This window comes from Ensifer adhaerens (assembly GCF_020035535.1).
In the GTDB taxonomy this organism is placed as follows: Bacteria; Pseudomonadota; Alphaproteobacteria; order Rhizobiales; family Rhizobiaceae; genus Ensifer.
Map to the genome: position 1 here is coordinate 583,522 of NZ_CP083349.1, position 17,512 is coordinate 601,033.

Here is a 17,512-nt window from a genome sequence, read left to right on the forward strand (position 1 = left end):
GATTCTGTGAATCGAAATCGATTCAAGCGTCATGAGGCAATGTTGCGCGGTTTTCCGCACCCAGCCTGTGCCACTTCAGGTCGCAGTCAGCCCTCGGGCAGCGGAACAAATTCCTCTTCGTCTCCGGGCACGATGTCGAAGCGGCCGGTGCGCCACTCTTCCTTGGCTTTCTCGATACGCTCTTTCGAAGACGAAACGAAATTCCACCAGATGTGGCGGGAAGACCCGAGTGCGGCCCCGCCAAAGAGCATGACGTGACAGCCCTGAGGTCCTGCCGTCACCGTGATCTCGTCGCCCGGACGGAAGACAAGCAGCTGGTTGTCGGCAAAATGGTCGCCGGCGATGATCGCCTCACCGGAGAGGATGTAGAGCGCACGCTCTTCCCATTGCGCGGCGAAAGGCGCGCTCTTGCCCGGCGCAATGTTGAGGTCGACATAGATCGTGTCGGTGAAAACCGAGACCGGCGACTTAGCGCCTTCGAAACTGCCGATCACCACCCGCGCCTTGATGCCGTCGTCGCTCATATGCGGCAGCATCTGCTCTTCGGTATGGCTGAAGATCGGGTCGATTTCTTCCTTGTGGTCGGGCAACGCCAGCCACGTTTGCAGGCCCGAGATCGAGCGCGCATGTCCGCGCTGGTTCTCCGGCGAGCGCTCTGAATGCACGATGCCGCGTCCGGCGGTCATCAGGTTCACGTCGCCGGGGCGGATGACCATTTCCGTACCAAGGCTGTCGCGATGCTTGATCTCGCCGTCGAAGAGATAGGTGACGGTCGAAAGGCCGATATGCGGATGCGGACGCACGTCGATCGCCTCACCGGCCCGCAAGAGTGCCGGCCCCATCCGGTCGAAGAAGATAAAGGGGCCAACAAGGCGGCGTTTTGCGGAGGGCAGGGCACGGCGCACCTGCAGCCCGCCGATATCGCTGGTGCGCGGAACGATCAGATGTTCGATGGCGTCGCAGGCGGGCTTGTCGCCGGCAAGCGGATCGGGGCCTGGGAAGAAGGACATGCGCGTGCTCCCGTTTTTTGCTGTCGCATCAAGTACTAACGCCTATGACGTCAGGCGGGTAGGGGCGAAGCAAGGACGCAGTGTTTCCGCGCAGCGATCAATCCGATCTTGGCAATTCCGGGAGAAGCGTGAAGCGTTTTCGTCCGGAATTGCGATGAAACGATCAATCGGCGTCGAGCGGTTCCACGCCCTGCGGCTTGCCGGCGCGGTCAAGGCGGATCTTTTCGATGCGGTCCTCGGCGGCCTTCAGCAGTGCCTCGCAATGCTTCTTCAGAGCTTCGCCGCGCTCGTAGATCTCGATCGACTTGTCGAGGGCGACGTCACCGCGCTCCAGCGCCGAAACGATCCGCTCCAGTTCCTCTACGGCCTGCTCGAAGGAGAGGGCGGAAACGTCCGGTTGCGTGGTGGTGTTCATGGTTACCCTCTTATCAGTCTCAAGATGTGCAGACCGGCCGATTCGGCCAGGCCCTGAAGGTCATAGCCGCCTTCGAGCAGGCTGACCATGCGGTTGCCGGCGCTACGATCGGCGATCTCGTGCAGGCGTCCGGTCGCCCAGTCGAAATCCTCGGCGACGAGGTTGATCTGCGCCAGCGGGTCGCGGTGATGCGCATCGAAGCCGGCGGAGATCAGGATGAAGTCCGGCCGGAAATTGGTGAGCGCCGAAAGCACGCGGCTGCGGAACGCCTCGCGAAAATGCTCACTGCCCATGTTCGGCGACAGTGGCGCGTTGACGATGTTGCCCTTGATGCCCGTCTCGTCCTTGGCGCCGGTGCCGGGATAGAGCGGCATCTGGTGCGTCGAGCAGAAAAGCACCGATGGATCGTTCCAGAAGATGTCCTGCGTACCGTTGCCGTGGTGCACGTCCCAGTCGACGATCGCGACGCGCTCGGCCCCATGGACCTTCTGGGCATATCGGGCGGCGATCGCCACCGTGTTGAAAAGACAGAAGCCCATCGCCCTGTTCTTTTCGGCGTGGTGTCCCGGCGGCCGCGCAGCAACGAAGGCGTTGTCGGTCTCGCCGGTAAAGACTGCATCGACGGCCGCAACCGCGCCGCCTATGCCCGTCAACGCGGCTTCCAGGCTCAACGGGCTTGCATAGGTATCCGCCTCTAAATGATTGAGGCCTTCCTCCGGAATGGCGCGTTTGACCTCACGCAAGTGTTCTTCCGGGTGTGCGAGCATCACGAGATCTTCGCTCGCCTTCTTCGCCTCGATCCGCTTGAGATCGGCGAAGTTCGGATGTTCGAGCGCGAGGTTCAGCGCCTTCAGCCGGTCCGGCCGTTCAGGATGCCCCTCCGGAACCTCGTGTTCCAGAAAGACCGGATTTTCATAGAGGAACGTGGTCATGCCCGGAACCTAGTGCGCCCACCCCGCAAGGTCCATGGTGGCGCAGCCGAAAGACAGATTTTTCAACAGCGCGGATCGATGAGCAGCTTGCCGTCGCGGCCCGGATCCGCCTGATGCGCAAGCGCCGCGTCGAGCCGGCTCAGCGGATAGATCTCAGCGATGCGGCTGGAAAAAAGGCCGGTTCGCAGACCTTCGAAACTTTTCGCAAAGGCCGCTTCTATCGCTGGCCGCCCGGCCGAATGCACCCAGGTCCGCAGCCACAGGAAGGAAAAGCGGATATCCGGCCGCGCCTGGATCGCCGCCTGCGGCACCGGAACGCCGCTCAGCGCCCCATACTGGATGAAAGCGCCGCCCGGTTCGAGCGCGCGTCGGATGAGATCGCCGGCGAAGGCACCGCCAACTGCGTCGATGATTGCGTCGAGGCGAAGCTGCGGCACGTGGCTCTCGTCGCCAAGTATGATGTGGCCGGGAACCTCGGTTGCCAGCCGCTCGGCGCTGCGCTGGCTGCGGACGATGCCGGTGGCATCGGCTCCTTCGCCGGCGAGCAGCTTCATCAGCATGCCGCCGATCGCCGATCCGGCCGCCGTGACGCCGATGCGGCGACCATCGAGCGAACCGAAATGCGCACGCAGCGCCTCGGTCAGTTGCAGCGCGGTCAGCGGATTGACGTAGCAGGTCGCCGCATCGGTCTCGCTGATGTCCTCGGGCAGGGCGAAACACCATTCGGCCGGCCTGATCAGATACTCCTGCCACAGGCCGCTGGCGCCGATCGGGATCACCCGGTCGCCGACTTTTAGCGTCGTGACGCCGGTGCCTATGCGCGTCACCGTACCGAAGCCCTCGAAACCCGGCACGAAGGGCAAAGTTGTGCGGGCGCTATAGGCGCCGGTCACCGGGATCAGATCGGACGGGTTGATGGCGGCGAGCGACAGCGCCACTTCGACTTCGCCGGGTCCAGGCGCTGCGCGGTTCGCGTCGACAAGCGCAATCACTTGCCGGGGATCGCCGAACTGGCTAACGAGGGTGGAGCGCATCGTCAGGGAGCCTCGCATGGACGGCAGGGAGCTGGAGAACGTCACGGAAATCCGCATTCCGTTTCGCGATATAGACATGCACGGCCACATGCACAATGCCGCTTATTATGCCCATGCCGAGGCCGCGCTCTCCAGTCTGTGGCGCCATCGCCCCCATGTGGTCAACGAACCGAGTTATCTCGTTCGCCGCTCTGGCTGCGTCTATCACCGCGGCTTGCGCTATGACGAGCCCGCGCGTTTTACGGTCAACGTTGCGAAGGTCGGTGGCAGCTCGATCAGCTTTGCCGTGAAGGTCGAAGCGCGGGGGCAGTTGGCGGCAGAAGTCGAGGTCGTCTGGGTGGCGGTCGATCCTCAACGGCACACACCGCTACCGCTGCCGACGGCAACGCGCGAATGGCTGGCGGCCTACGCCGTTTAACCAAAGCAATTCCAGGAAAAGTGCGAAGCGGTTTTCCGTCCGGAATTGCGGACTGAGAGACCAATTCGAGGAAAAGTGCGAAGCGTTTTCGTGGGCGTTCTTAAGCCGCGCGAAACAAGGCGACGATGCCCATGCCGCCGCCGACGCCCATCATTGCCAACCCTTCCGCGCCCTTCGGCGATGTCTGCATCTGCGAGAAGAGCCGGACGGTGAGGATCGCCCCCGAGGCGCCATAGGGATGGCCGAGCGCGATAGCGCCACCGTCGAGATTGACCCTCTCCGCCGGGATATCGAGCTGTTCGAGGCTTCCGAGCACCTGGGAGGCGAAGGCCTCGTTGAATTCGATAAAATTGGTCTTTGCCGGATCGAGCGCGGGTTGTCGCGCTTTCAGCTTCTGCATCGCCGGAACAGGGCCGAGCCCGAGCAGGTTGGGATCGACGCCCGCCGTCGCCGCATCGACGAATTCGAGCGCGAAGGGAACGCCAAGTCGGCGCGCTTCGGCAAGGCTCGTGACCAGTACCATAGCCGCGCCGTCGTTGATCGGGCAGGCATTACCGGCGGTCACCGTCCCACCCTCGACGAAGACCGGCTTCAGCCGCTGCAGGGTTTCTATCGAAGCATTGGCGCGCGGGCACTCGTCGTTCGATACCGAGCCTGCCGCCGTTTCGATCGCCACGATTTCGCGGGTGAAACGGCCGGCAAGGGCCGCCTCGACCGCGCGTCGATGGCTTTGTAGCGCAAAGACGTCTTGCCGTTCGCGGGAGATCCCGCAGGCGGCCGCGACGTTTTCGGCGGCCACACCCATGTCCGGATCGCCGATCTCGTCCGGCGCCATGCGCGCCCGTTTGACCGGTGCCAGTTCGCCGCCGCGCTCCAGCGGCGGCCTCAGGCGGATATGCGCGCGGCTGGCGCTCTCGGTGCCGCCGGCCAGATAGAAGCGGCCGGCACCCGCCTGGATCATTCGCGCGGCAAGCGTGATCGCCTCCAGCCCGGATCCGCACTGGCGATCAACGGTGACGCCCGGTGTCGAGACCGGCAGGCCCGCCTCAAGGGCGGCGAGCCGCGCAAGATTTCCGGCGCTGTTGGCGGCATTTCCAAGGATGACATCGTCGATGTCGGTCGCTTTCAGACCGGTATCGCGGAGAATGCGGGCGATCAACGGTGCTGCCAGCCGCGACGGCTCGATATCGCGAAGCGCGCCGTTGACGCGGCCGATCGGCGTCCGGAGCGCGGCGATGATCACCGGTATGCGTGCGGGGTCAGTCGATGAGTTCGAGAGCATCGTTTCCATCCGCGATCCACTGTCTGAGCGTGCCCGCCGCCACCTTGCCCGACTGCGTCATCGGCATATTCCGGCAAAGCCAGAAGCGACGGGGATGCTTGTAGCGCGGCAGATGGGCGGCGAGATGACGGTCAAGCGCTTCTTTATCAAATATACGGCCCTCCGGCTCGATGACGGCGACGAGTTCGCTGCCGAGATCCGGGTGATCGAGCCCGAGGACAAGCGCTGCGTGAACGCCGGCATCAGCGACGAGCACTACTTCCACCTCCTGCGGGTAGATGTTGTTGCCGCCCGATAGCACCATGCCGCCGGCGCGGCCGAGAAGGTGCAATGTCCCGTCTTCATCGAGGAAGCCGAGATCACCGACGGTTGCAAGCGACCCAAGGCGGCGAAAGCCGGCTCCGTCGGCGTCGCCGACATAACCGTCGGAGATGAGGGCGCTGTCGACGAAGATCGTACCCGTCTCGCCCGTTGGCGTTGCGCTCCCTTTGTTGCTGCGGATGCTGAGCGTGACGCCGGGAAAGGCGCGGCCGACGGCGGTAGCCGAAGCGGTGTCGCTCTCGGTCGCAACGCTGATGAAGCCGAGCTCCGAGGCGCCGTAGTATTCGATGATATTTGCTTTCGGAAAAGCAAGCACGGCGCTGGCACGATCACTCGCCGTCAGCTTGGCACCGGCGACCGTGATCTGGGTGACCGATGCCTGTGACCTGTCCGTCGCTGCCACGCAGAGCCGCCGCAGCATTGTCGGCACCAGCACCAGACGCTGGACTTTTTCCGTCTCGATGATGGAAACCGCCCATGTCGCTTCGAAATGCGCGGCCCCGATGAACTGAGCACCGGCGACAAGGGTTTCGGCAAGCGCATAGAGTGTCAGCCCGTGCGCGAGCGGACCGGGGGCAAAGGTCAGGGTATTGCGGTCGATGCCGAAGAAGTGCTCGCCGATCGCCAGACTCCTTCGCCACGAGCCGCGATCGCGGACGATCGCTTTGGGCGTTCCTGTCGTGCCCGAGGTGAACACGATCAGAAAGGGCTCGCTGTCTTTGCCGACCGCGAGCGGCTCTCGTTCCTTGCCATTGGTCTCGCGGAAGGTTCGCGTCTTGCCGCTTGCCGGGGCAAGGAGCGACAAGGCGGCGCCATCGGCGACGATGATGAGATCGGGAGACAGGCGATCGCGCATGGCTTGGCGCGCCGCTTCCGGCAGATGCGGGTCGATCAGTGCGACGCAGTTGCCGCCGCTGGTGGCGGCGAGAAAGGCGGCTGCGAAGAGCGGGTGATTGCCGGCCTCCAGCACAATCAGGCGGGTGCGGTCGCCCAGCACGCTACGGCGTTCGGCAATCCCAACCAGATCGTCGAAAGCTTCGGCAAGTGCGCCGGCGATGCAAGCGAGTTCGCCGAAAGTGAAAACCCGGCCCTCGATTTGGAAGGCCGGGGCATGCGGACGGTCTTCCGCGTGGCGATTGATCGCGGCGGCAAACGGCATCGGCTCAGGTGCGAACCGGCAGCAGCGGATAGCCGGCGTAGACGGCACGCGCGGCGAGCGTCGCGATTGCAGCCTTCAAGAGGTCGCCCGGGATGAAAGCGAGCGAGCCGGTGGCAACCGCCAGCAGCGGCGTGCCGGTGACGACCGAGACCCAGGGCACGCCGATCGCATAGAGCACGGCGATGCCGCCGAGGACGGACGCCAGGAAGAAGCCGATGAACTGGCGCGTTTCGGCCTGGCCTTCGCGCACGGTGCGCTCGGCGATGAGACCGGTAACGAAAGCGGCGACAACCCAGCCGACGATGAAGCCGCCGGAAGGGCCGGCGATGACCGCAAGGCCGCCGCGGCCGCCCGAAAGTACCGGCAGGCCGATCGCGACCAGAAGCAGGAACAGCAGGAAGGCAAGCGCCCCACGCTTGGCGCCGAGAATGCAGCCGGCGAGCATCACGCCCATGGACTGCGCGGTGGTCGGTACCGGAATGAAGCCGAGCGTGATCGGCGGGATGAGGCCGAGCACGACAACGATCGCTGCGAAGAGGGCGATGAGGACGAGGTCTCTGGTGTTCATGCGGATCCGGTTCCCTTATTTATTAGTAGGCGCGAATTTATTGGCGGCGAAATCCGCGCGCGTCAATCGCTGCGGCAATCGTATCGGCGTCCTTGAGCGTCAGGATGATCAGCGGCCCGATGATCGTCAACGGTCTGACGGGCAGCCCGCGGGCGCGATGGGCCTCGCGAATCGCCTCGTAGCGCGCAAAGATATCCGGGACGAAGCGCAGCACGAGCCCGAGCGCCAGGCTGACGTCGGCCGCCCGCACCAGGCCGAGGCGCTCGAGCGGTGTCAGCAGGATGGTGACCTCATCCATGAAGGCGCTGATCGTCGTCGTCGCCGTCACTGCGGCTGCAAACAACACCAGCGCCATCAGCCGCAATGTCAAAGTCGCGACCTCGGCAAAGGAGAGATAAAAAAGATTGACCGCTGCCAAAAAGAAGATCGTCAGGAACACGAAGCCGACACGCTTGATCGCGTCCTTCGGCGACAGCCCGACGGACAGATAGAGGCCGGCGGCGATGATGAAGGCGATCGTCTGAAGGGCGAGCGACGAGCTGAGGAAGAGGCCGATGCTCAGCACCAGCAGCGCGACAAGTTTCGCCCGCACGGGCAGCCGGTGCAGCAGGCTGTTGCCCTCGATATGCAGGCTCGTCAGCATCCGGCGATCTCGTGATAGTGACGGATGGTCTCGCCTGGATCGCCGTCAGCGGCAAGTCGGCCTTCGTGGAAAAGCAGCAGCCGGTCGACATTTTCGACCAGCCCGAGATCATGGGTGATCACCACCGTATCTTCCGGCAGTCCATCGATCGCGGCGGCGACACGGCGGCGGTTCCTGAGGTCGAGCTGGTTCGTCGGCTCGTCTAGGATCAGGATCTTCGGATCGGTGACGACGACGCTCGCCATGGCGACGAGTTGCGTTTCGCCGCCCGAAAGCTCGTGCACGCGCCGACGCGCCAGGTGCTCGATGCCGAAGCGTGACAGTGCGCCTTGCATTCGGCGGTCGATCTCTTCGCGGGAGAGCCCGCGGTTCTTCAATCCGAAGGCGATGTCCTCGGCGACGATGGGCATGATCAGCTGGTGCTGTGGATTTTGGAAGATGAAGCCGGCTTCAGAAAGTACGGCACGATCATCCGCGACCGTATCGAGCCCATTGACCCTGACGTTGCCGGAGGAAGGCTTGACCAGGCCGTTGATCAGCCGGGCAAAAGTGGTCTTGCCGGAACCGTTGAGCCCGATGATGCCGATGCGCTTTTCGGTAAGTGTGAGCGTCAGGGGCTGCAATGCCACCCGCTCGCCGAAGCGGACCGCGCAATCGGTAAAGCGGATGTCCATCCCGTTCCTCGCTGTCTCCGGCTCGCGCCTTTTTCGGGTTGCTCTATAGGCCAAGTCCGCCAACAAGGGCAATGCGGGTGATCCTCCGGATCCCGCGTTTGAATTATGGGAATAAAAGCCTATTCTTGTTGCCATGACGATTCGCCTTTCCAACAGCGACGCCCGTCGCATCTTCCTCGCCAAGCAGGGCCTTTCCGGCGCGCCGAACCGTGCGCTCGGCAAGGAGGGCCTGTTGAAGCTCATCCACGGCATCGGCTTTGTGCAGGTGGACAGCATCGCCACCGTCGAACGCGCCCATCATCAAATCCTGTTTGCCCGCAACCAGACCTATCGTCGGGAGCATTTGACGGCGTTGCTGGAAGACGATCGCGATCTGTTCGAACATTGGACGCACGACGCTTCGATCATTCCGAGCAGTTTCTTCCGCTACTGGAAGCATCGCTTCAAATGGGAAGGCGAGACGATCGTCGAGCGCTGGCAGAAATGGCGCGGCGAAGGTTTTGAGAAGGGCTGCGACGACACCTATGCACGGATCGCCGAGGGTGGCCCGGTGCTGGCCCGCGATCTGAAGGAAGTCGAGCACGAATCCGGCGGCTGGTGGAACTGGCATCCCTCCAAGACCGCGCTCGAAGTGCTCTGGCGCACGGGAAAGCTTGCGATCGCGAGGCGCGAGAATTTCCAGAAGGTCTATGACCTGACTGAGCGGGTGATCCCGCCGCATCACCAGGACGGCGACGTCAGCCACCAGGAATTCATCGACTGGGCCTGCCGCAGCGCGCTTGAGCGCCTGGGTTTTGCCACCCACGGCGAGATCGCCGCCTTCTGGGATCTCGTCTCCCCGGATGAAGCGAAGACCTGGGTCGCCGAGCATCGCGATGAACTCGTTGAGGTGCAGATCGAGGCGATCGACGGCGGACGCCCGCGCGCCGCCTTCGCTTTCACCGGTTTTCCAGAAACGCTGGGCGATATTCCCGAACCCCCCGGTCGTGTTCGGGTGCTCAGCCCCTTCGACCCGCTGCTGCGCGATCGCAACCGCGCGGAAAGGCTCTTCGGCTTCTTCTATCGCATCGAGATCTTCGTGCCCGAAGCCAAACGCGAATATGGCTACTACGTTTTCCCGCTTATCGAGGGCGATCGGCTCATCGGCCGCATCGACATGAAGGCGGACCGCAAGCGGGGCAGCCTTGATGTCCGTAAGCTCTGGCTCGAAACGGGCGTCCGCGCCTCGGCGGGGCGCCTGGAGCGCATCGATGCGGAGCTTGAGCGGGTCGCCCGGTTCGCCGGCGTCGAGCGGGTCGAACGCCTCGAAGGCTGGAACACGTCATTCACATGATATTTTCCTTGGCTTGAACCCGCGGCCTTCCTAAATGGAGGCAATAGATATCTCGATGCGGGAGCGCAGCACATGAACACCGATCTGATGAGCCTCTTCGATGCCGATGAGGCAACGATCCGCAAGGTTCTCTCGGAAACGCTCGCCGGTGCCGACGACGGCGAACTGTTCCTCGAACATGCCCAGGCGGAGGTGCTGTCCTTCGACAATGGCCGTCTCAAGGGCGGCAGCTTCAACACCGACCAGGGCTTCGGTCTTCGCGCCGTTGCCGGCGAGGCGGTCGGCTATGCCCATTCCGGCGAGCTTTCGCTGTCTGCGCTGCGCCGGGCCTCCGACGCCGTGGCACAGGTGACGCGCGGCTATGCCGGCTCCTATGCCGCCGCGCCGCAGCGCACCAACAAGAAGCTCTACGGCGATGAGAACCCGATCGGCGAACCGAGCTTCGAGGCGAAGGTTGCCCTGTTGCAGGAGATCGACGCCTATCTGCGCGCCAAGGACCCGAAGGTCCGCCAGGTCACCGCGTCGATCGCCGCCAGCTGGCAGGTCGTCGATATCCTGCGCGCCGACGGCCATCGTGTGCACGACGTCAGGCCGATGACGCGCATCAACATCTCGGTCGTAACCGGCGATGGCGATCGCCAGGAAAGCGGCTCATTCGGCACCGGCGGGCGCCGTGGTTTCGGCGATTTCGTCACCGAGGAGAACTGGAAGATGGGCGCCGACGAGGCGCTGCGCCAGGCACTGGTCAATCTCGAAGCGATAGATGCGCCGGCCGGTACCATGGACGTGGTGCTCGCCTCCGGCTGGCCGGGCGTCATGCTGCATGAAGCGGTCGGCCATGGCCTCGAAGGTGACTTCAACCGCAAGAAGACTTCGGCCTTTGCCGGCCTTTTGGGCGAGCAGGTCGCTGCCAAGGGCGTCACCGTCGTCGACGACGGCACCATCGAGGCGCGCCGCGGTTCGATCTCGATCGACGACGAGGGCACGCCGTCGGGCTACAACGTGCTGATTGAGGACGGCAAGCTCGTCGGCTACATGCAGGACCGACAGAACGCCCGATTGATGGGCATGCAGCCCACCGGCAACGGCCGTCGCCAGGGCTACGCCCATGTGCCGATGCCGCGCATGACCAACACCTACATGCTCTCGGGCGACAGGACGCCGGACGAAATCATCGCCTCGGTGAAAAAGGGCATCTATGCCGTTTCCTTCGGCGGTGGCCAGGTGGACATCACCTCCGGCAAGTTCGTGTTCGGCTGCACCGAGGCCTATCTGATCGAAAACGGCAAGATCGGCGCGCCGGTCAAGGGCGCCATGCTGATCGGTAATGGCCCGGATGCGATGAAGCGGGTGACCATGGTCGGCAACGACACCAAGCTCGACACCGGCATCGGCAATTGCGGCAAGGCCGGCCAGTGGGTGCCGGTTGGCGTCGGCCAGCCGCACCTGCGTATGGACCAGGTCACGGTCGGCGGCACGCAGGCGTAGCTTCGAGCGGGCTTGGCTTCAGAAACAGCCGACAGTTCCGCCGCCTTGGGCGGAACTGTCTAAATCGCGCCGCCGCCGTCAGCCGCGCGACGGCAGCATCATGCAATCATAGGAACGCTGCTTGAGCGCATCGCAGGCGGCCGCTGCTGCGTCCCGGCTCGAAAAGCCGACGAAGCGGGCGCGGTACACCGCATTGGCGCCCTTGCCGACAGCTTCCGTGTAGGGTGTGGCCCCTGCGAGCGGCGCACCGGCTTCCGAACGTGCCTGGGCGAGCAGCATGCGCGCGGCCTCCGCTGACGGTGCCGCTGAAATCTGGATCTGCCAGCCGCCGGTCGTAGCCGGAACCGCGGCCGTCGTTTCGATCTCGGCAACCTCGGTCGGGCGTTCCGCAGGGATGGCGGTCGTGGCGGTGGCCGCAATCAGGGCAGCAACGGAATCCTGCTTCGCCCTCTGCGGCGCGGTGTAGGGCATCGGAACGTCCGATGTGCTGGCCGCTGCAACCTCGACCGGCGCTTCAACCACTTTGCCACCGCGCGCCGACGCCACGAGCTGCCTGCCGCCCTTGGCCGCCTTGCCGACATGGCGATCGAGAAGTGCGGCCATCTTGGCATCGCGGCTGCGCGCCGTCTTGCCGCCGAGCACGACGCCGACCACCCGGCGATTGCCATCCTTGACGGCGCTGACGAGATTGAAGCCGGAGGCGTTCGTATAGCCGGTCTTGATGCCGTCCATGCCCTCGTAGCGATACATCAGATTGTTGTGGCCACGGACCTTGCGGCCGCGGAAATTGAAGCTCTCGGTCGCAAAGAGCTGATACTCGCGCGGGAAGTCGCGCATCAGCGCGACAGCGAGCGTCGACATTTCGCGCGCCGTCGTCACCTGCTTGCTCGCCGGCAGGCCCGAGGCATTGATGAACATGGTCTTGCTCATGCCGAGTTGACGCGCCTTGGCTGTCATCATTCGGGCGAAATTCGCTTCCGAGCCTCCGAGCTTTTCTGCCATGGCTGCCGCCGCGTCGTTGCCCGAGCGCACGATCATCCCCATCACCGCTTCGCGGACCGTGATCGTCATGCCCGACTTGAGGCCGAGGCGCATTGGCGGTTTTGCTGCCGCCGCCTTCGACACCTTGATCTTGCTGTCCCAGGAGAGTTCGCCGCGCTTGAGTGCCTCGAAGGCCATATAGATGGTCATCATCTTGGTCAGTGAAGCCGGGTGATTGAGGACGTCAGGGTTTTCTGCCGAGAGAACCTTGCCGGTGCGTGCGTCGAGAACCAGGGAGGCGGTTCCGGCGATGGCGGTTGCAGACCCAAGGGCGAGAGCAAAGGTCGCCAGCAGGAGGCAGCGCAAGGTTTTCATGTTGGTCCCCGTCAAAGAGCGCCTTTGGACAGGCGCGATGCTGTTTCGTTTTGTGACAAGATCCGTGGCTTTGCTGCAACTTTACGGCGGAATGTAACATTTCTACGCTGTTTTCCGGGTTGTGGTAAATGGCTGATGAACATCCTTCCGTTCAACAAGGTTTAACGCCCTCGCCGTTAACCTTCCAGCCTCTACGCCCGGATGGGAGCGTACGAGGCAGCTTGGGGACCGAACATCAGGAACACGATCAGAACAGTTGTTCGCCGCGCCGCGATCGCCGGCGGTCTGGAGGTTGCCGGAGGGCTGAGTCGCGCCGGGCTGATGGCTGGCGCACGCGGGCAGGGTGCGATCTTCACGCTGCACCATGTCCGGCCGAAACTGGGCCGCGCCTTCGATCCGAATGCCCATCTGGAGATCACGCCGGAATTCCTCGATGCGGCCTTGGCCACACTGACGCATGATGGCTACCGCTTCGTCGCGCTCGACCAGTTGCCGGCGGCCCTGGAGGCGGGAGGCGCACCGATCGCCTGTTTCACTCTCGATGACGGCTATCGGAACAATCTGGAACACGCTCTGCCGGTGTTCGTACGCCATCACGCGCCCTTCACTGTCTTCGTCACCGGCGGGTTCGTTGATCGCACTCACACGCTCTGGTGGGAAACGCTCGCCGACATACTGGCGACGAACGAGGCGCTGCGCTTCGACTTCGGCCGCGGCGCCGAGACGCTGCCGACGCAGGCGGCTGCGGAAAAGCAGGTCGCCTTTAGTCGCGTCGCGGCCTTCATTCATGGCCGCGATGAAGCGGCGGCGATTGCTTCACTCAATGCTGCAGCGATCGCGCATGGTGTCGATCCGCTGGCGATCACCGAGCGATTGACTTTGGATCAGGCAGGGTTGCGGCAGTTGATCGAAAGCCCGCTGGCAGGCCTCGGCGCGCACACGATCAGCCATCGTTCTGTTGCGCGCCTCAGCGGCGAAGACGCAAGGAGAGAGATCTCCCAGTCGGCGGAGCGCGTTGAGGCGATTGCCGGCCGCCGGCCGACGACCTTCGCCTATCCCTATGGCGATGCACCCGCGGTGTCGGCGCGCGATCATCGCATCGTCGCCGATCTCGGTTTTGCCCTCGCGGTCACCACCCAGCCCGGCACGCTTGTGGAACGAGCACGCTCCCGCCTTCATGCGCTGCCACGCATCTCTCTGAACGGCCATTTCCAGCAGGCACGTTACGTGTCGGCACTGGCCTCGGGCGTCCCTTTCCGGCTGACGAAGGGATAGGGCGCCGAGGCCTAGCGCCTCAGGGGTACATGCGCACCTTTTCCCATCCGCCTTCAGGTGTCGCCCGACGGAACTCCATCCGGTCATGCAGCCGGAACGGACGGTCGTGCCAGAACTCGATCGAGGTCGGGAGGATACGGAAACCCGACCAGTGGCTCGGACGCGGGATCTCGCCGAGTGCGTGGCGGGCCGTGTACTCGGCGACGGCCTTTTCGAGAGCGAATCGGCCCTCGAGTGGGCGCGACTGCTTCGAGGCCCAGGCACCGATGCGGCTGCCGCGCGGGCGGCTCTTGAAATACTCGTCCGCCTCTTCGTCGGTTACGATCTCGACCGGTCCGCGCACACGCACCTGCCGCCGGAGCGATTTCCAGTGGAAGCACATCGCCGCCTTGCGGGCGCCAAGGATTTCCTGGCCCTTCTGGCTTTCGAAATTCGTGTAGAAAACGAAGCCGCGTTCGTCGAAGCCCTTGAGCAGCACCATGCGGACATTCGGCAGTCCGTCGCTGTCGACCGTGGCAAGTGCAACGGCATTAGGGTCGTTGATCTCGCTGCCTTCCGCGTCCTTCAGCCATGCGCCAAACAGGGAAAAGGGCTCATTTGATTCGGTGAAGTCACCGCTTGTTAACTCATTCGCCGCCATTATTGCGTTCCAATGCCGTGATGTCTGGCGCGGAAATACTTCGGGATGAACCCGACCGGTGTTTCCGCATCGAAAATGTCGGAGCCTGTATGTTGACCACTCGAGCAACGTGCGGCTCCAGCGAGTCTGACAGGATTGCCGTGCAAGACATAGCAAAGTGGATCGACGCCAAGAAGGGGTTTTCCTTCGCCTTGCTGCGTAGCGCGGCAATTTGCCTGCCGGTCCTGGCGCTTTCCGGCTGCATGGGCGCGAGTCTCGATCTCTTTGGCAGTGGTGTCGACCGCACCGTCTCGACCGGCACCGTTCCTCTCGCCAAAACCTCCGATGGTCTCTCCGATGCGGTCATGGTCCGCAATGCCGTAACTTCGGCCGAACTCGGCAGCGGCTCGATCAATCCGATCCCCTGGGCCAACGCGACTTCGGGCAGTGCCGGTGTCATCAGCAGCATTCAGGAAGACCGTGCGAGCGGCATGCTCTGCCGCCGGTTCACCACGACACGCCATTCCTACGAGGGCATTGCAAAGTTCGATGGCAACACCTGCCAGGGCGGAGATGGCGCCTGGTATCTGACCAGCTTCGGCCCGCGCGCCTGAAGCGGGGTTTGGAAATCGGCGATTAACCACAAATCCCTAAAAGTGCGCGTGATCGCCCGCAGATCTCATTCCGGCGCCGCGCGCACGGTCGCGGCTAACCACTATTTAGCAAGTTCTTTGGATCATCGGTGCTCAGTGGACGGGCGACAATGACGCCTTCAATCGGGGCATAAGGCGGGCGTCAGGGAGAGGCCGCCGATCAGAGAAGATGGTAGAAGCCATGCGTGATCCCTATGCGATCCTCGGTGTCCGGCGCAATGCCGGGCTGGACGAAATCAAGGCGGCCTGGCGTTCGCTGGCAAAGGCCGTGCATCCTGACCACAACCAGGACGACCCGACCGCCGCTGAGCGCTTTGCCGAGGCGGGCAAGGCCTACGAGCTTCTGCGCGATCCGAAGCTTAGAAGCCGCTACGACTATGCGCGCCGCGAGGCCGAGCTTCGTCGCATGGAGGCGATGAAGGCGAAGATGCGCGGCAATGCGCAAGAGGAGGCGCCTGTCGATGCGGAGACGGCCGAAGACGCCATCTCGCAGATATTTGGCGCCGAGGCGCGTGCCAGGTCGGCCCGGCCATCGCCGAAGCCGGCGTCGAACCCATCGCCCAAGCCCGCGCCGAAACCGGCAGCCGCAAAGGAACCGGAACGGCCGGCTCAAGCTGCCGACGCAAAGCCGGAACCTGTGGCCGAAGCACAGCAGGAAGCTACCGCCAGGACGGAAACGCCGCTGATGCAGCGCGCCGCGGCGCCCGCAGCCGAACTCGTGGCAGCCATCGTCCGGCGCATCCGGGGTCGCGCGGCAAAAACTGCAGAGAAGGTGCCTGATCTTGCCGTCGATCTCACTGTCAGCATCGAGGATCTGATCAATCGCCAGCGCTTGACGATCGAGCTTCCGGATGGCGAGAGTCTGAAGGTTCAAGTTCCACCGGGTGCCGTCGACGGACAGACCATTCGCCTTGCGGAACAGGGCTATCGCGTCACCGGCATGAGCCGCGGCGATGTCGTCGTCACGCTCCGGGTCGATCAGGGCGGCGCCTTCCGCACCCGCGGCCTCGATCTGTTGACGACCCTGCCGATTGATCTGCAGGGCGCTGTCCTCGGCTGCGAAGAGCGCCTCGAAACGCCGGTGGGCCCGGTCAACGTCGTCGTGCCGGCCTGGTCCGGATCCGACAAGGTCATCCGCCTCACCGGCCAGGGCCTGCCTGGAACCTACGGTACCCACGGCGATCTCCTGGTGGAGTTGCGGCTGGTCCTGAAAGACGCGCCGGATGAGAAAGTGACCGATCTGATGAAGTCGCAGCGCGACGGACTCTATCTGTGACGGTCTATTTGTGACAGTTCGCTGACACTTTGAACCAATATTACGGGGACTAACAGTTCCTGATCTCAGGCGCGCTTGAACCACCCCTGCCACTATGCCATAGGCAATTCTCGACAATCTGCCGCACCCGTTCCGGTGGGGTGTCTATGACATTTGTGAACTTTGGCACCGGCGCCGGCCGTTGCTGGAAATAGTATTGGGGACTTACCATGGCTCAGGCATCCGGTCTGATGAAGGGCAAGCGCGGCGTCATCATGGGCGTTGCAAACAACCGTTCCATCGCATGGGGCATTGCCAAGGCCATCCACGCGCAGGGTGGTGAAGTCGCGTTGACCTATCAGGGCGATGCGCTGAAGAAGCGCGTCGAGCCGCTGCTCGCCGAAATCGACGGCTTCATGGCCGGCCATTGCGACGTCAGCGACGAAGCCAGCATTGATGCCGTCTTCGATACGCTCGAAAAGCACTGGGGCAAGATCGACTTCGTCGTGCACGCCATCGGTTTCTCCGACAAGGACGAACTTACCGGCCGCTACGTCGATACTTCTCCCGACAACTTCGCCAAGACGATGCAGATCTCGGTCTACTCGTTCACCTCGGTTGCCCGTCGCGCTGAAAAGCTGATGACCGATGGTGGCTCGATGCTGACCCTGACCTACTACGGCGCCGAAAAGGTCATGCCGAACTACAACGTCATGGGTGTCGCCAAGGCTGCGCTCGAAGCCAGCGTGAAGTACCTCGCGGTCGACCTCGGCCCGAAGAACATCCGCGTCAATGCGATTTCCGCCGGCCCGATCAAGACGCTCGCTGCCTCCGGCATCGGCGACTTCCGCTATATCCTCAAGTGGAACGAGTACAACGCACCGCTGCGCCGTACCGTGACGATCGAGGAAGTCGGCGACGTCGGCCTCTACATGCTCTCGGACCTGTCGCGTTCGGTAACCGGTGAAGTCCACCACGCCGACAGCGGCTACCATGTCGTCGGCATGAAGGCTGTGGACGCGCCCGATATCTCCGTCATCAAGGACTGATCGAACCTCCGCTACCGGTTCGACGGCC

18 protein-coding genes are annotated in these 17,512 nt (G+C 63.6%); 7 read left to right on the forward strand and 11 right to left on the reverse strand.

Going from position 1 to position 17,512, the window contains the following annotated elements; all coding sequences use genetic code 11:
- Window positions 1-86 precede the first annotated feature (86 nt).
- The 4 genes from LAC81_RS02760 to LAC81_RS02775 form a co-directional block, all read right to left on the reverse strand.
- Window positions 87-1,010, reverse strand: coding sequence for a pirin family protein (locus tag LAC81_RS02760; protein ID WP_113538008.1), 924 nt, complete (start codon window positions 1,008-1,010; stop codon window positions 87-89).
- Between the two features lie 163 nt (window positions 1,011-1,173).
- Window positions 1,174-1,425, reverse strand: a complete 252-nt coding sequence (locus LAC81_RS02765; protein ID WP_043619815.1) for an exodeoxyribonuclease VII small subunit — start codon at window positions 1,423-1,425, stop codon at window positions 1,174-1,176.
- A gap of 2 nt (window positions 1,426-1,427) precedes the next feature.
- Window positions 1,428-2,357, reverse strand: coding sequence for a histone deacetylase family protein (locus tag LAC81_RS02770; protein ID WP_223726627.1), 930 nt, complete (start codon window positions 2,355-2,357; stop codon window positions 1,428-1,430).
- Window positions 2,358-2,419: 62 nt separating this feature from the next.
- The gene (locus tag LAC81_RS02775) at window positions 2,420-3,391 is read right to left on the reverse strand and encodes a zinc-dependent alcohol dehydrogenase family protein (RefSeq protein WP_223726628.1); all 972 of its coding nucleotides are present in this window, start codon (window positions 3,389-3,391) and stop codon (window positions 2,420-2,422) included.
- A gap of 16 nt (window positions 3,392-3,407) precedes the next feature.
- On the opposite strand from LAC81_RS02775, the gene LAC81_RS02780 reads away from it, so the two are divergent.
- A complete protein-coding gene (locus LAC81_RS02780; RefSeq protein WP_223726629.1) occupies window positions 3,408-3,809 on the forward strand; it encodes an acyl-CoA thioesterase in 402 nt (133 codons plus the stop codon).
- A gap of 100 nt (window positions 3,810-3,909) precedes the next feature.
- Here the strand turns inward: LAC81_RS02780 and LAC81_RS02785 are convergent, their stop codons facing one another.
- Genes LAC81_RS02785 through LAC81_RS02805 form a run of 5 tightly spaced genes read right to left on the reverse strand, consistent with a single transcriptional unit; the run spans window position 3,910 to window position 8,456 of the window.
- Window positions 3,910-5,091, reverse strand: coding sequence for a thiolase family protein (locus LAC81_RS02785; RefSeq protein ID WP_223727747.1), 1,182 nt, complete (start codon window positions 5,089-5,091; stop codon window positions 3,910-3,912).
- A complete protein-coding gene (locus tag LAC81_RS02790; protein WP_223726630.1) occupies window positions 5,069-6,571 on the reverse strand; it encodes a class I adenylate-forming enzyme family protein in 1,503 nt (500 codons plus the stop codon). Before LAC81_RS02790 ends, LAC81_RS02785 begins: the two co-directional genes overlap by 23 nt.
- Window positions 6,572-6,575: 4 nt before the next feature.
- Window positions 6,576-7,139, reverse strand: coding sequence for a biotin transporter BioY (locus tag LAC81_RS02795; RefSeq protein ID WP_223726631.1), 564 nt, complete (start codon window positions 7,137-7,139; stop codon window positions 6,576-6,578).
- A 37-nt stretch (window positions 7,140-7,176) separates the two neighbouring features.
- Window positions 7,177-7,782 carry an energy-coupling factor transporter transmembrane component T family protein gene (locus LAC81_RS02800; protein ID WP_223726632.1) on the reverse strand — a complete coding sequence of 202 codons (606 nt, stop codon included), beginning with the start codon at window positions 7,780-7,782 and terminating at the stop codon, window positions 7,177-7,179.
- On the reverse strand, window positions 7,776-8,456 hold the full coding sequence (locus LAC81_RS02805; RefSeq protein WP_223726633.1) for an energy-coupling factor ABC transporter ATP-binding protein: 681 nt from the start codon (window positions 8,454-8,456) through the stop codon (window positions 7,776-7,778). Before LAC81_RS02805 ends, LAC81_RS02800 begins: the two co-directional genes overlap by 7 nt.
- 133 nt (window positions 8,457-8,589) lie before the next feature.
- Here LAC81_RS02805 and LAC81_RS02810 point away from each other — a divergent pair, with 133 nt between their 5' ends.
- Window positions 8,590-9,789 (forward strand): winged helix-turn-helix domain-containing protein, encoded by a 1,200-nt coding sequence (locus LAC81_RS02810; RefSeq protein ID WP_223726634.1) that lies wholly within the window; start codon window positions 8,590-8,592, stop codon window positions 9,787-9,789.
- 72 nt (window positions 9,790-9,861) lie between these two features.
- Window positions 9,862-11,277, forward strand: a complete 1,416-nt coding sequence (gene tldD / locus LAC81_RS02815) for a metalloprotease TldD (protein WP_223726635.1) — start codon at window positions 9,862-9,864, stop codon at window positions 11,275-11,277.
- A 78-nt stretch (window positions 11,278-11,355) separates the two neighbouring features.
- Here the strand turns inward: tldD and LAC81_RS02820 are convergent, their stop codons facing one another.
- Window positions 11,356-12,633: a D-alanyl-D-alanine carboxypeptidase family protein gene (locus tag LAC81_RS02820; protein ID WP_223726636.1), complete on the reverse strand. Its 1,278-nt coding sequence runs from the start codon at window positions 12,631-12,633 to the stop codon at window positions 11,356-11,358.
- Between the two features lie 321 nt (window positions 12,634-12,954).
- Here LAC81_RS02820 and LAC81_RS02825 point away from each other — a divergent pair, with 321 nt between their 5' ends.
- A complete protein-coding gene (locus LAC81_RS02825) occupies window positions 12,955-13,908 on the forward strand; it encodes a polysaccharide deacetylase family protein (protein WP_419195798.1) in 954 nt (317 codons plus the stop codon).
- Between the two features lie 19 nt (window positions 13,909-13,927).
- Here the strand turns inward: LAC81_RS02825 and pdxH are convergent, their stop codons facing one another.
- Window positions 13,928-14,548: a pyridoxamine 5'-phosphate oxidase gene (gene pdxH, locus LAC81_RS02830; RefSeq protein ID WP_113537994.1), complete on the reverse strand. Its 621-nt coding sequence runs from the start codon at window positions 14,546-14,548 to the stop codon at window positions 13,928-13,930.
- 140 nt (window positions 14,549-14,688) lie between these two features.
- Between pdxH and LAC81_RS02835 the strand changes: the two genes are divergently transcribed.
- The 3 genes from LAC81_RS02835 to fabI all read left to right on the forward strand — a co-directional run bounded on the left by LAC81_RS02835 (window position 14,689) and on the right by fabI (window position 17,484).
- Window positions 14,689-15,141, forward strand: coding sequence for an RT0821/Lpp0805 family surface protein (locus tag LAC81_RS02835; RefSeq protein ID WP_223726638.1), 453 nt, complete (start codon window positions 14,689-14,691; stop codon window positions 15,139-15,141).
- 208 nt (window positions 15,142-15,349) lie between these two features.
- Window positions 15,350-16,456: a DnaJ C-terminal domain-containing protein gene (locus LAC81_RS02840; RefSeq protein ID WP_223726639.1), complete on the forward strand. Its 1,107-nt coding sequence runs from the start codon at window positions 15,350-15,352 to the stop codon at window positions 16,454-16,456.
- 209 nt (window positions 16,457-16,665) lie between these two features.
- Window positions 16,666-17,484 carry an enoyl-ACP reductase FabI gene (gene fabI, locus LAC81_RS02845; RefSeq protein ID WP_223726640.1) on the forward strand — a complete coding sequence of 273 codons (819 nt, stop codon included), beginning with the start codon at window positions 16,666-16,668 and terminating at the stop codon, window positions 17,482-17,484.
- The last annotated feature ends 28 nt before the right edge of the window (window positions 17,485-17,512 follow it).

Bases quoted from the DNA above. Each gene is read 5' to 3' on its own strand.
- LAC81_RS02780 (WP_223726629.1), top strand. From the start codon at position 3,408: ATGGACGGCAGGGAGCTGGAGAACGTCACGGAAATCCGCATTCCGTTT.
- LAC81_RS02790 (WP_223726630.1), bottom strand. From the start codon at position 6,571: ATGCCGTTTGCCGCCGCGATCAATCGCCACGCGGAAGACCGTCCGCAT.
- LAC81_RS02785 (WP_223727747.1), bottom strand. From the start codon at position 5,091: ATGCTCTCGAACTCATCGACTGACCCCGCACGCATACCGGTGATCATC.
- LAC81_RS02775 (WP_223726628.1), bottom strand. From the start codon at position 3,391: ATGCGCTCCACCCTCGTTAGCCAGTTCGGCGATCCCCGGCAAGTGATT.
- LAC81_RS02795 (WP_223726631.1), bottom strand. From the start codon at position 7,139: ATGAACACCAGAGACCTCGTCCTCATCGCCCTCTTCGCAGCGATCGTT.
- pdxH (WP_113537994.1), bottom strand. From the start codon at position 14,548: ATGGCGGCGAATGAGTTAACAAGCGGTGACTTCACCGAATCAAATGAG.
- LAC81_RS02810 (WP_223726634.1), top strand. From the start codon at position 8,590: ATGACGATTCGCCTTTCCAACAGCGACGCCCGTCGCATCTTCCTCGCC.
- LAC81_RS02800 (WP_223726632.1), bottom strand. From the start codon at position 7,782: ATGCTGACGAGCCTGCATATCGAGGGCAACAGCCTGCTGCACCGGCTG.
- LAC81_RS02770 (WP_223726627.1), bottom strand. From the start codon at position 2,357: ATGACCACGTTCCTCTATGAAAATCCGGTCTTTCTGGAACACGAGGTT.
- LAC81_RS02805 (WP_223726633.1), bottom strand. From the start codon at position 8,456: ATGGACATCCGCTTTACCGATTGCGCGGTCCGCTTCGGCGAGCGGGTG.
- tldD (WP_223726635.1), top strand. From the start codon at position 9,862: ATGAACACCGATCTGATGAGCCTCTTCGATGCCGATGAGGCAACGATC.
- LAC81_RS02820 (WP_223726636.1), bottom strand. From the start codon at position 12,633: ATGAAAACCTTGCGCTGCCTCCTGCTGGCGACCTTTGCTCTCGCCCTT.
- LAC81_RS02765 (WP_043619815.1), bottom strand. From the start codon at position 1,425: ATGAACACCACCACGCAACCGGACGTTTCCGCCCTCTCCTTCGAGCAG.
- LAC81_RS02760 (WP_113538008.1), bottom strand. From the start codon at position 1,010: ATGTCCTTCTTCCCAGGCCCCGATCCGCTTGCCGGCGACAAGCCCGCC.
- LAC81_RS02825 (WP_419195798.1), top strand. From the start codon at position 12,955: ATGGCTGGCGCACGCGGGCAGGGTGCGATCTTCACGCTGCACCATGTC.
- fabI (WP_223726640.1), top strand. From the start codon at position 16,666: ATGGCTCAGGCATCCGGTCTGATGAAGGGCAAGCGCGGCGTCATCATG.
- LAC81_RS02840 (WP_223726639.1), top strand. From the start codon at position 15,350: ATGGTAGAAGCCATGCGTGATCCCTATGCGATCCTCGGTGTCCGGCGC.